At 35.4% G+C, this 12,176-nt stretch carries 9 protein-coding genes, 1 pseudogene and 2 riboswitches; of the genes and pseudogenes, 2 read left to right on the top strand and 8 right to left on the bottom strand.

The genetic code is table 11. From position 1 onward, the window contains the following. The 3 genes and pseudogenes from DRF58_RS19285 to DRF58_RS16570 form a co-directional block, all read right to left on the bottom strand. Positions 1–102 (bottom strand): annotated as a pseudogene (locus DRF58_RS19285) (IS982 family transposase); the annotation flags it as partial. 104 nt (positions 103–206) lie between these two features. Then, positions 207–785, bottom strand: a complete 579-nt coding sequence (locus DRF58_RS16575) for a hypothetical protein (RefSeq protein WP_116037001.1) — start codon at positions 783–785, stop codon at positions 207–209. 34 nt (positions 786–819) lie between these two features. Then, positions 820–2,607 carry an ABC transporter ATP-binding protein gene (locus DRF58_RS16570; protein WP_116037000.1) on the bottom strand — a complete coding sequence of 596 codons (1,788 nt, stop codon included), beginning with the start codon at positions 2,605–2,607 and terminating at the stop codon, positions 820–822. A 279-nt stretch (positions 2,608–2,886) separates the two neighbouring features. Between DRF58_RS16570 and DRF58_RS16565 the strand changes: the two genes are divergently transcribed. After that, a complete protein-coding gene (locus DRF58_RS16565) occupies positions 2,887–3,540 on the top strand; it encodes a CoA transferase subunit B (protein WP_116036998.1) in 654 nt (217 codons plus the stop codon). Positions 3,541–3,631: 91 nt separating this feature from the next. On the opposite strand, the gene DRF58_RS16560 is transcribed toward DRF58_RS16565, so the two are convergent. The 5 genes from DRF58_RS16560 to DRF58_RS16545 all read right to left on the bottom strand — a co-directional run bounded on the left by DRF58_RS16560 (position 3,632) and on the right by DRF58_RS16545 (position 8,492). Beyond that, complete coding sequence (locus DRF58_RS16560) at positions 3,632–4,933, bottom strand: O-acetylhomoserine aminocarboxypropyltransferase/cysteine synthase family protein (RefSeq protein WP_116036996.1); 1,302 nt, start codon at positions 4,931–4,933, stop codon at positions 3,632–3,634. Positions 4,934–5,022: 89 nt separating this feature from the next. Continuing rightward, a riboswitch (SAM riboswitch) is annotated at positions 5,023–5,123 on the bottom strand. 125 nt (positions 5,124–5,248) lie between these two features. Continuing rightward, positions 5,249–5,590, bottom strand: coding sequence for a DUF4197 domain-containing protein (locus DRF58_RS18975; protein ID WP_262510777.1), 342 nt, complete (start codon positions 5,588–5,590; stop codon positions 5,249–5,251). 70 nt (positions 5,591–5,660) lie between these two features. Continuing rightward, a complete protein-coding gene (locus DRF58_RS18970) occupies positions 5,661–5,840 on the bottom strand; it encodes a DUF4197 domain-containing protein (protein WP_262510778.1) in 180 nt (59 codons plus the stop codon). A gap of 269 nt (positions 5,841–6,109) precedes the next feature. Further along, entirely contained in the window at positions 6,110–7,621 is a 1,512-nt protein-coding gene (locus tag DRF58_RS16550) for a carbon-nitrogen hydrolase family protein (protein ID WP_116036995.1), read from the bottom strand. A 175-nt stretch (positions 7,622–7,796) separates the two neighbouring features. Next, entirely contained in the window at positions 7,797–8,492 is a 696-nt protein-coding gene (locus DRF58_RS16545; protein WP_116037003.1) for an SIR2 family NAD-dependent protein deacylase, read from the bottom strand. Positions 8,493–8,985: 493 nt separating this feature from the next. Next, positions 8,986–9,088: riboswitch (SAM riboswitch) on the top strand. A 102-nt stretch (positions 9,089–9,190) separates the two neighbouring features. On the opposite strand from DRF58_RS16545, the gene DRF58_RS16540 reads away from it, so the two are divergent. After that, a complete protein-coding gene (locus tag DRF58_RS16540) occupies positions 9,191–11,971 on the top strand; it encodes a TonB-dependent receptor plug domain-containing protein (RefSeq protein ID WP_116036993.1) in 2,781 nt (926 codons plus the stop codon). The last annotated feature ends 205 nt before the right edge of the window (positions 11,972–12,176 follow it).

Below are 12,176 nucleotides of genomic sequence, written 5' to 3'. Positions count from 1 at the left end.
AGATAATTTTGGTTTAATTGGTTTGAAATAAAAATTTTCTTTGATGGTTAATTTTCTTAATTCCTTTAAAATAAAATCGTAAATTGCATCTAGGTTATTCATAACGTATTAGATTGATAGTCAATACAATATACGAAATTTCCGTATTATGAGTAACCTTTTTTATAATGCACTACGGGTTAATTATAAAAAAAAATATTATTTTTCTAAGGCAAACGATGTAGTTTTTTGTGACAAGGTTTACATACTGAAATCAAATCTTCTAAATTTTCTTTGAAAAGTCTATCGTAAGTTTTATGGTGTACTTCTTCCGCGCTTCTCTCTAGACATTCTTGGCACAAGTAATTATCAATTTTCATTCGATCATTTCTAATTATTTTCCATTCAATAGATTCTAAATATTTATAATATTTATATTTATTAGAATTCAAGTAATTTGAATTTATTATAATAAGATTATAAATTTTATTTTTTTCATTTTCTCTTTCTTGTTTCCAATTTTCAAATCCTTCATAATTAAATTCTGAATCTATATCTTTTGAATATTTCTTATGACTCAGTTTGTTAGTTTTGTCACATCCAGCACAGTTTTTACATTGATGATAAAGAGTTGTAATACTATTATTACTATGGAAATGTCTAATTATTAGGTCGGGATTTTTACAACAAGTATCTAAATAGTCAACTCTATTATGATTACATTTTTTGCATTTCGAGACTTTACAAAATTTGAAATAATCAATATCTTCAAATTCTTCTGAATTACATTTTGTACAAATTGACATAAAAATTATGAATTATATTGGTGTTCTACTGAATCTAACTTTTCCTCTCCCCAATCTGCTGTCTCCACATTGCATAATACAAACCTTTTTCTGCAATTAGGTTTTCGTGAGAACCGGTTTCAATAACTTGTCCACGTTCCAAAACATAGATTCGGTCTGCGTGCATAATGGTGCTTAATCTATGCGCAATGAGAACGGTGATTTGTTCTTTTTGCTGAGAAATATCTTTGATGGTTGAAGTGATTTCTTCTTCCGTGATACTGTCCAAAGCAGAAGTGGCTTCGTCAAAAATCAATAAGTTTGGTTTTCTGAGTAATGCTCTTGCGATTGCAATTCTCTGTTTTTCGCCTCCGCTTAATTTCAATCCACCTTCGCCAATGACTGTTTCGATGCCTTTCTCAGCACGTTCCAATAAAGTTTTAGTGCTTGATTTTTTCAAAGCGAGTTCGATGTCTTCTTCGCTGGCGTTTGGATTTACGAAAAGAAGATTTTCTCTGATAGTCCCTGCAAAAAGTTGCGTGTCCTGAGTTACAAATCCGATTTGATTTCTCAATTCATCAAAGTCAAATTCTTTTCCATTGATTTGATTATAGAAAATATCACCTTCCTGAGGTCTGTATAATCCAACCAATAATTTAACCAATGTACTTTTTCCGGAACCACTCGGACCTACAAACGCGATCGTTTCTCCGTTTTTGACATCGAACGAAATGTTATTCAAAGCTTTATATTGAGCGGATTGATGTTTGAAAGAAACGTGCTTGAATTCCAACTCTTCAATCGCACCGATTTGTTTCGGCGTCAGAGGTTTTTGTTCGATTGGTTTTTTCATCAGATTATCAAAATTCTTCAAAGATGCTTCGGCTTCACGATAAGAAATAATGATATTCCCAATTTCCTGCATCGGACCAAAAATGAAGAATCCATAAAACATCAATGACAGATATTGTCCCGGCGTTACGATATTTCTGAAAATCAAATATAAAAGTGTCAAAGTAATCAACTGTTGAAGAAAATTAACCATTGTTCCTTGAATGAAACTTAAGGAACGAATACTTTTTACTTTCTTCAATTCCAGTCCAAGGATTTTGTAAGTATTGTTATTCAGACGTTTGATTTCTTGTTTGGTCAAACCTAAACTTTTTACAATCTCGATGTTTCTCAAGCTTTCGGTTGTACTTCCTGCTAAACTTGTAGTTTCTACAACAATCGTTTTTTGAATATTTTTGATTCTTTTACTTAAAAGATTTGTCACAAATGCAATCAGAAAAATCCCGACAATATAAACCGGCATTATAGACCAATGCAATCGAATCGCATAAACCGAAACGAAAATGATACTGACCAAAATCCCAAAAAAGACATTAATGAAATTGGTAATAAACTTCACCGAATCTTCTCTTACTTTGGTTAAAATAGACAACGTTTCACCACTTCTCTGGTCTTCGAATTCCTGATAAGGCAAAGCCATAGAATGCTGTAATCCATCAGTGAAAATATTAGCCCCGAATTTTTGAGTAATGACATTCACAGCGTAATCTTGAAATGCTTTTGCAATTCTGCTGACCATTGCAGTTCCTATCAGTAATCCTAAAAAGTAAAATGCTCCGTGATAAATATCGGTTCCGCAAAGAAACTGATTTAGATTTCTAGGTAAAAGTTTTTCTTTATCAAAAAAATGCGGATGCGTTACGAGTTGGTCCAGTATATTCCCTGTGATTGCTGGTGCAAATAATGAAAATACCTGATTTATAGCGGATAAAACCAACGAGGCAATCAACAGCCATTTATGTGGTTTTAGGTAATGTAATAATGTCTTCATAATTAGAATTGCAAATTTAATGATATAAATCTGATTGGTTCAGAAATAATATTGACTAAGAGTATATCTGAGATTAATAAAACCACATAGGCACATAGAAATGTCTTTCTTGAAAGGGGAAAATAGAGTTTGAAAAGAAACTATTTCTTCTTAGTTTTTCAAAAAAATCTATGTGCCTATGTGGTAAAAAACACGGCTAATATTTTGTAAGCAAGCTTTTCACAAATCGTACTTTTGTGTAAAGCAGAATTTATATATATTGCAGTATAACATTTTACTATGCTTACAAAAGAACAAATCGCGCAACGCATATCCAAAGAAGTGAAAGACGGGATGTATGTCAACCTTGGAATCGGGATTCCGACTTTGGTTGCTAACTATGTTCCAGAGGATATTTCGGTGGAATTCCAGAGTGAAAATGGGGTTCTTGGAATGGGACCTTTTCCTTATGAAGGAGAAGAAGATGCAGACTTGATTAATGCAGGAAAACAGACGATCACAATTCTTCCCGGAGGTTCTTTTTTTGATTCGGCTTTCAGTTTTGGGATGATTAGAAGCCAAAAAGTGGATTTGACAATTCTTGGTGCAATGGAAGTTTCCGAAAACGGTGATATTGCCAATTGGAAAATCCCTGGGAAAATGGTAAAAGGAATGGGTGGTGCAATGGATTTGGTTGCTTCTGCAGAGAATATCATTGTAGCGATGATGCACGTTAACAAAGCCGGAGAATCCAAAATTCTGAAGAAATGTACACTTCCTCTAACAGGTGTGAATTGTGTCAAAAAAGTAGTCACAGAATTAGCGGTTATGGAAATCACAGATAAAGGTTTCAAACTGCTGGAAAGAGCACCCGGAATTTCGGTAGAAGATATTGTAAAAGCTACAGAAGCCGATTTAATTATTGAAGGAGAAATTCCTGAGATGTCGTTTTAATTAGAATGACAACAAAAGTAAAAGGAACTTCTAAGATGAAGCTCCTTTTTATAAAAGAAAGTAGTAGTTTGTATTGTAATCTGTTTATGAACTATTGGTCAAAAGTTTTTTGTAATGCTTGATTAATATCCTCCAGAATATCATCAATATGCTCTATGCCAAGGCTAAGGCGTACAAGTCCAGGCGCTAAACCAGATTTTTTGAGTTCTTCCTCAGAAAGTTGAGAGTGAGAAGTTGAAGCTGGGTTAAGAACTAAGCTTTTTGAATCTCCTACGTTAGCAAGATTTGAGAATAGTTTTAGATTGTCTATAAATTTTACGGCAGTTTCTTTTCCTCCTTTCAGTTCAAAAGATAAAACGCCACCGAACCCATTTTTAAAATATTTTTTTGCAAGCTGATGATCTGGAAAGCTTTCCAGACCGGGATAAAATACTTTTTCTACCTGATGCTGATCTTTTAGAAATTCAGCAGTTTTCAAAGCATTTTCTACGGTTCTTTCTACTCTTAATGACAATGTTTCTACGCCTTGTAACAGAAGAAATGAGTTGAATGGAGAAATAGCCGGACCAAAATCTCTAAGACCTTCCACTCTTGCTTTTATGATGTATGCAATGTTCCCAAATGGAGAATTTTTTCCAAAAACATCAGAAAATACCAAACCGTGATAACCTTCGGATGGTTGTGATAAAAGCGGAAATTTCTCCGAGGACCAATCAAAATTGCCACCATCAATAATGATTCCACCAATAGAGTTGCCGTGTCCGCCAATCCATTTTGTAGCAGATTCTACAACAATATTGGCACCATGATCAAAAGGTTTAAATAAAAATCCACCAGCTCCAAATGTATTGTCAACAATCAAAGGAATGTTATGTTTTTTTGCAACATCAGCAATAGCTTCAAAGTCTGGGATATTAAGAGTAGGATTTCCGATGGTTTCTAGATATAAAGCTTTGGTATTTTCATCAATCAATTCTTCAAAATCTTCTGGATTGTCATCTTTAGCAAATCGAGCTTCTATTCCAAACTTCTTAAAGCTAACCTTGAATTGATTATGAGAACCGCCATATAAGAACGGAGACGTTACAAAATTATCTCCAGATTGTAAGATGTTGGTAATTGCAATAAATTGTGCTGCGTGACCAGATGCAACGGCTAGAGCTGCTACACCACCGTGCAAAGCTGCAATTCTTTTTTCGAAAACATCGGTTGTTGGGTTCATTATCCTTGTATAGATATTCCCAAACTCTTTCAATCCGAAAAGATTAGCTCCGTGTTCTGCATTGTTGAAAACATAAGAAGTTGTTTGATAGATGGGTACTGCTCTAGAGTTGGTATTGTCTATATCGTGCCCTGCGTGTAACTGTAAAGTTTCAAATTTTAACTGACTCATATATTTAAATTTAATTTTAAAAAAAATACTCTTTTGACTCTGGGTTACAAGTCAAAAGAGTACTAATCTAAAATTGAAATTATCTTTTTGACTTATCTTCCTCTTTTGAGTTTGAATGTAGCACCTTGCCATAATTAGCAGGTTGCTAAGGTTTCTAAGGGTCAAATCCCTCCACCTTTCTTGATAAGTTGTTCTTTTGTAGAACGTTTTATGTGACAAATATATAAATAATATTTATCCTACCAAATAAGTATGATATTAATTTGTAAAAAAACTGTCTTTTTACAACAGTTTTATATTTTTGATATCTATCTATTACTTCTTAACTGCACCAAAAACCTGTTGTAGAATAGAAGTCGTCCTCAAAGCTGCATTATTTCTGATTCCTGTTTCTTTTTCCGCTACCATTTTGAAAACGCCGTTGATGGTTTCTGTAGTTACATATTCATTCAAGTCAGTGGTTACAGCTTGTCCTGTCAACGTGTTGTATTTCGAAAGGATATTCCTCCAAACTGTATCTGCGCCAACTTTTCCTAAAGAAGCTTTTACTTTTGGTTGGAATACTGTGAACAGCTGACTTTGAGTTTTTGCATGTAAATAGCTGGTTGCGGCATTATTGCTTCCCAAAAGAATATTTTTTGCATCCGTAATCGTCATTGATGTAATTGCAGTGGCAAAAATTGGCGCGCTTCTGTTACGGCATCTTCAGCAGCTCTGTTCAAAAGCTTCACCCCTTGGTCCGCCAAACTTCCATTCCCAAACTTCTGAGAGTTGTATCAATTTTTCTTAGTTTTTCAGGCATTAGAATTTTTACCGATTCATTTTTATAAAAACCATCGGTTACTCCCAATTTTTTGACACCTTCTGTTACGCCAAGATTGAGTGCTTGTTTTAATCCGGATGAAATCCTGGTCTGAGTCAGATTACCAACATTGATATTGGCATTGGAAGCACTTGTCGTATTGGTTGGCGTAGGCGTTACTGTTTTTGTTTTCGTAAGATCTATGCCTGTTTTATCTTTAATGATACTGCTAAAAACATCGCCAATCTGTGCCTGAGTGATGGTTGAAATCGATAATCCTACAATAATTAAATATTTTTTTTCATAAAGTCTATATAATAAAAAAAAATAGATGAAAATTTTGGATGGATGTTTAATCCGGATATAAAATTAAATTAATCCTGATGTCGCAGAATCACATCATAGAGATCCTGTCGGCGATCAGACAATGTTCTCACGGCGCCGTTGTGGTGCAGCTCTTTCAAAAGATTTAAATCTACATCCACAATCAGTGTCATCTCGGTATTCTGTGTTGCTTCACCTTTTATGGCATTGGATGGGAATGCAAAGTCCGAAGGGGTGAAAACAGCAGCCTGTCCAAACTGAATGTCCATATTATTAACACCTGGCAAATTTCCCACACAGCCTGCAATCGCGACATAACATTCATTTTCGATGGCTCGGGCAGTAGCACAGTGACGGACACGCGTGTAAGCGTTCTGAGTATCTGTAAGATAAGGAACGAATAAAATTTTCATTCCCTGATCTGCCAATAATCTCGGAAGTTCTGGAAACTCAACATCATAACAAATAATGACGCCGATTTTCCCACAATCTGTATCGAAGACTTTGACTTCGTTTCCGCCCGTCATACCATAATATTTACGTTCATTCGGTGTGATGTGAACTTTTCGGTATTCATCAATTTTTCCGTCCCTGTGTAGGAGATAGCTAACATTGTATAATTTTCCATCTTCCAAAATTGGCATACTTCCGGAGATGATATTCACATTATAACTTACTGCGAATTCCGAAATTTTTTGCTTTATTTCTTCCGTTAATTCAGACAGTTTCTCCATAGATTCGCGCTCGTTCATATGATTGAAAGGTGCCAATAGAGGTGTGTTGAATAACTCCGGAAACAGACAAAAATCCGATTGATAACCTGCAACAGCATCTACGAAAAACTCAACCTGCTTGTAAAAATCCTCTAGATCTTTCAAAGGTCGCATCTGCCATTGGATCAATCCAAGACGAATTACACTATCCTGCATTGTATTTTTCTTCGCCGTGTAATAGATGTTGTTCCACTGGAGAAGAACTGCATATTCCTCAGATTCTGTATCGCCTTTAAGATAACCTTTTAGGATTTTGACCGGCGAGAAATTATTCCCGATTTGGAAACTCAGAACCGGATCGTAGATTTCCTTGTTTCTGACTTTATTGATGTATTGTCTTGGTAGTAATTCCTTGCTATAAAGGTGATAATTCGGGATTCTTCCACCAACAATAATGGATTTTAGATTAAGGATTTCGCACAGTTCTTTTCTCGCATCATAAAGTCTTCTTCCTAATCTTAATGCCCGGAATTCCGGATCTACAAAAACTTCGATCCCATAAAGGACATTCCCATTATTGCTATGCGTGTTGAAAGTTTCGTTCCCTGTAATTTCATTGTAAGTGTGCTGGTCTCCAAACAATTCGTACTGAACAATGATTGATAACGCCGCCGCTGCCAATTTTCCGTCCACCAAAATACAAATTTGCCCTTCTGCGAAAATGGAGGTCAGTTTTTGGATATTCCGTTTGCTCCAGACATTGTCATCTATCTCGGGATAGGCTTTCTGCATGGCTTCTGCCAGCTCATCATAATCGTCGATACTTAGTTTTCTGATTTCTACCTGCATAGTTTATATATTTTTATTGATTAACCACAAATCGAAGATTCGACAAAGTCAAAAGTCACAAAAGATAGCATGTAACATGCTTGATTTTATGAGATTAAAGCTAAAATAAGCCTTTTGTAACCCCTTTTTTATTAGAATATTGATTGCATCAAAAGCTTTTGTGCCTTTTGTGGTTTCATTGATATTTTTTGATTAAGATTTCTTTCAAATGGTTCATTCCTTCTGTTGCCGAGGACTTGATATAATTCTCATTCTTGGTAAAAGAATTAGGATTGTCAAGATTGGGATCGATGACAAAAACTTCACAATGCTCAGGCACATATCGGATCACAGAAGCGGCAGGGTACACCTGCATACTGGTCCCGATGATCAAAAACAAATCTGCTTGGGAGGCTATCTCTATCGCATTGTCCATCTCGGGAACCATCTCTCCAAACCAAACAATGTGTGGGCGGAGTTGCGAACCATCTGGGTGCAGATCTCCTACTTGGATATCATCTGTATAATCAACAATTTTACTATTCTCATTCACAGATTTTGCTTTGGTCAACTCGCCATGCAGATGTATGATTTTGGAAGAACCGCTTCGCTCGTGCAGATCATCCACATTCTGTGTAATGATATGAACATCGAAATACTCCTCCAATTCTGCAAGCAATTTGTGCGCCGTATTGGGTTCTACTTCTTTTAGCTGTTGTCTTCTGGCGTTATAAAAATCCAAAACCAGTTTTGGATTGCGTGCAAAACCTTCGGGCGAAGCCACATCTTCTATACGATGATTTTCCCAAAGACCGTTATAATCTCGGAACGTTTTTATCCCACTTTCTGCAGAGATACCTGCTCCGGAAAGTACAACTAGCTTTTTTTTCATCGTTTTATACATTCCTCAAAATTAAAAATTTAGAATCAATTATCTTAAAATATAATATGAATTGTGATAAAAAAGGATGTTTTTTTTACCGATGATATTTTTGTACTATTTGTATGTTTTAACGATTGTTTTCTGCTTTTTTCCTAGGTTTCTTCGGGGGTTCTTCGGAAAATTAGCTCTTTTTCCGAAGAACAACCGAACAAAACCCGAAGAAGACCCGAAGAAATGTCTTAAAAAATTGAAATTTTTATTTTAAAAGTTTTTATTGCGGAAATTATGAAAGTCGTAATTTATATGAGAATAATTTGAGATTTTAGTAATTTTTATAATTTGTTTTGAGTTTTGCTGTTGGTTTAAAAATTTGATAAAATAAAAGATTCATTATTAGTTCTTTAAATGTTAATGGTATTTATTATATCAAAATAGTATGAATTAAATTTGCTGAAGAAAAATTCTTGTTATACTTTTGCACTGTGATAATTAATTGCTGTCATACTTATTAAGAAAGACCGAGGGAACTGACCTATTGAAGTCTTAACAACCTGCCACTTTGGTAAGGTGTTACATTCAGCCTTTGAAAAAAGGAAAGATAAGTTGAAAATGTTTAATTGCGGTTGTAATGCCGTCTCAATATAACTTCTTTCAGACTTGTCTGGGAGAAGTTTTCTTTTTTTGTATAAAACGTAAAATTTAAAAATATGATTCAAAAATCGATGTTTAATTCTAGTAAAAGAGCTGTGGTATCTACAGCCGTAGTTTTCTTTTCAGGAATCTATCTAACCCAAGCTCAGGAAACCAAACCAGTGAAAGACACAACTTCTGATAAACAAATCGAAGAAGTTGTTCTGGTAGGTTCTAGAAGTGGTGGACGCTCCAAAGCGGACAGTCCCGTTCCTGTGGATGTTTTTAACTTAAAAGACATTCAGCAAAGTTTGCCTCAAACCAACATCAATCAAATACTGAATACAATTGCGCCATCTTTTACTTCAACCATTCAAACCAATGCTGACGGTTCTGACCATTCGGACCCTGCTCAGTTGAGAGGATTGGGACCAGATCAGACTTTGATTTTGATTAATGGAAAAAGAAGACATACATCAGCTTTGGTTAATGTAAACGGTGCACCAGGAAGAGGAACTGTTGGGACTGACCTGAACGCCATTCCTGCTTTTGCTTTAAGTAAAATTGAAGTTTTGAGAGACGGTGCTTCTGCGCAATATGGTTCTGATGCCATTGCTGGTGTAATGAACTTACAATTAAAAAGAGATACTGGAAAACTGACAGGACAGCTAAATTATGGAGGATATCTTACCAATGCTGCCAAAGACCATACAGGAAATTATGATGGACAACAGTATCAGGTGGATCTTAATTACGGAAACAAGATTGGAAACAAAGGTGGTTTCTATAACCTGACTTGGTCTTCCCAGTTCCGTGATCCTACTAGGAGAGCAGGAACAGAAAGTGGAAACATCTACAACGCATACAATGCTATCGAAAAAAGAGCATCCGAAAACGGAGTCAATCTTTCTTCTTACTTCAACAACATCAATAACTTGAAAGGTACGGCTGGTGAGCAAGATTTCGTAAACCTAATTCATCAGTATGCTCAGGGTGTTGGTTATTTTGACTCTGGTTTCCAGAATAATATCCAGAATGCTAATTCTATTACGGCTTTACAAGGACTTTTGGGAGCTAACTACACTGATCAGGAATTGGCATACAGAGGTCAAACTAGAAAAGACTTCAACATGCAAGTGGGACAGTCTAAACTGAATAATCATCAGCTATTTGCTAATATAGAAGTGCCTTTGAATGACGATTGGAAAGTTTATACTTTTGGAGGGTATTCAATCCGTGACGGACAGTCTGGTGGTTTCTTCAGAAGACCAAATCAATCCAGGACTTTTACAGGTTTGTATTTGGATGGATATTTGCCAGAGATCCATACGAAGATTCAGGATTTGTCATTATCGGCAGGTGTTAAAGGAAAATGGGACGGTTGGAATGTAGATTTCAGTAATACATTTGGTCAAAACAGTTTTGATTATACCATAGAAAATACAGGGAACACGAGTTTGAGATTCAATTCTCCAAGTTCTTTCAGAGCTGGTGGATTGCAATTTTTACAAAATACAATTAATTTAGATTTCAGTAAGCAATTCGATGTTTTCCAAGGTCTTAATGTCGCTTTCGGAGCAGAACAACGTCACGAGAATTTTAAGATCAATCCAGGAGAGGAAGCTTCTTACACAGCTTATGATGTGAATGGTAATCCACAAACAGCAACTTCGGTTAATCCAACAGACTTCTTTGGAGCTGCACTTGCAGGTGGTTCTCAGGTTTTTGCAGGTTTCCGAGAAGCTAATAGAACAGATAGAAATAGAAATGCTTACGCTGCTTATGCGGATGTGGAATTTAATTTTACCAATTGGTTCTTGGTAGATGCGGCGGTGCGTTATGAGGATTATTCTGATTTTGGTTCAACTTTCAATTATAAATTGGCTTCAAGAATCAAATTATCAAAAGATCTTAACTTCCGTTTTGCTGGTTCTACAGGTTTCCGTGCGCCTTCTATTCATCAGATTTATTACAACACAACATCTACACAATTTGTAAATGGTAATTTGAGAGAAGTAGGAACTTTCAGTAATGATTCTGCTATTGCAAAAGGTTTTGGTATTCCTAAATTGAAGCAAGAAACATCCAAATCTGTGAGCGCCGGTTTTGCCTATAAAATTCCATCATTGAATTTGAATATTACTGCAGATGCTTATTTCATCAGAATTGATGACAGAATTGTATTGACAGACCAGTTTAGTAGGTTTTCTAACCCAACAACAGATGAGCAAAGACTCGTGAATGCAGAGTTTGATAATGCAAATGTAAATGCGGCTCAGTTCTTTGCCAACTCCATCGATACCGAAACCAAAGGTCTGGATGTAGTTATTAGCCATCACGCTAACCTAGGTGCAGTTAAATTGAATAATGATTTTGCTATCAATTTTAACGAGACCAAAAAAGTAGGAGATATCCATGCTTCAGATTTGTTGAAAAATGCAGGATTGGAGACTTCTTATTTTGGTGAAAGATCTAGAGTTTATCTGGAGGATTCTGTTCCAAAAATCAAAGCTAGTTTTTCTAATAACTTGAAATGGAACGATTTTAATTTCTATTTGAGAAACACTTATTATGGAAAAGTTCACGGGGCAGATGTCGTAGATGCTAATTTTGATGGTGTGATTCTTCCAAATGAACATCAATTGATTACAGACAAAATTATTACCGATTTATCCATTGGTTATGACATCAGTAAGAATTTTAACCTAACACTTGGTGCTAATAACTTGTTTGATATCTATCCAACCAGAAACATTGCAGCATCATCTAACAATGACCAATTTGTCTATTCTAGATCCACAGCACAATTTGGACAGAATGGTAGATATGTGTTCAGTAAGCTGACAGTTTCTTTTTAATAAGACGTTTTTTTAAAGTTTTTATATTTGTTTTGAAATGGCATCGGGAGTTTTCTCGATGCCATTTTGGTTTTTTGAAACCACAAAAGTCACAAAAGAAATTAATTAACCTGAGTTCGGGATAAGAATAGAAATAAGATTTGTGTAAAATAGCAATAATTCGTATATTTAAGTATCTAACATTCAAATATTTAAACGAATTACT

Origin of the sequence: Epilithonimonas hispanica, assembly GCF_003385395.1 — a bacterium.
GTDB classification, from domain to species: Bacteria; Bacteroidota; Bacteroidia; order Flavobacteriales; family Weeksellaceae; genus Epilithonimonas; species Epilithonimonas hispanica.
This window is presented reverse-complemented; position numbering and strand designations above follow the sequence as displayed.

What these genes read in the sequence shown, in the direction of transcription:
- DRF58_RS16545 (WP_116037003.1), bottom strand. Translation starts at nt 8,492, where the DNA reads ATGAAAAAAAAGCTAGTTGTACTTTCCGGAGCAGGTATCTCTGCAGAA.
- DRF58_RS16565 (WP_116036998.1), top strand. Translation starts at nt 2,887, where the DNA reads ATGCTTACAAAAGAACAAATCGCGCAACGCATATCCAAAGAAGTGAAA.
- DRF58_RS16570 (WP_116037000.1), bottom strand. Translation starts at nt 2,607, where the DNA reads ATGAAGACATTATTACATTACCTAAAACCACATAAATGGCTGTTGATT.
- DRF58_RS16550 (WP_116036995.1), bottom strand. Translation starts at nt 7,621, where the DNA reads ATGCAGGTAGAAATCAGAAAACTAAGTATCGACGATTATGATGAGCTG.
- DRF58_RS16560 (WP_116036996.1), bottom strand. Translation starts at nt 4,933, where the DNA reads ATGAGTCAGTTAAAATTTGAAACTTTACAGTTACACGCAGGGCACGAT.
- DRF58_RS16540 (WP_116036993.1), top strand. Translation starts at nt 9,191, where the DNA reads ATGATTCAAAAATCGATGTTTAATTCTAGTAAAAGAGCTGTGGTATCT.
- DRF58_RS16575 (WP_116037001.1), bottom strand. Translation starts at nt 785, where the DNA reads ATGTCAATTTGTACAAAATGTAATTCAGAAGAATTTGAAGATATTGAT.
- DRF58_RS18975 (WP_262510777.1), bottom strand. Translation starts at nt 5,590, where the DNA reads ATGACGATTACGGATGCAAAAAATATTCTTTTGGGAAGCAATAATGCC.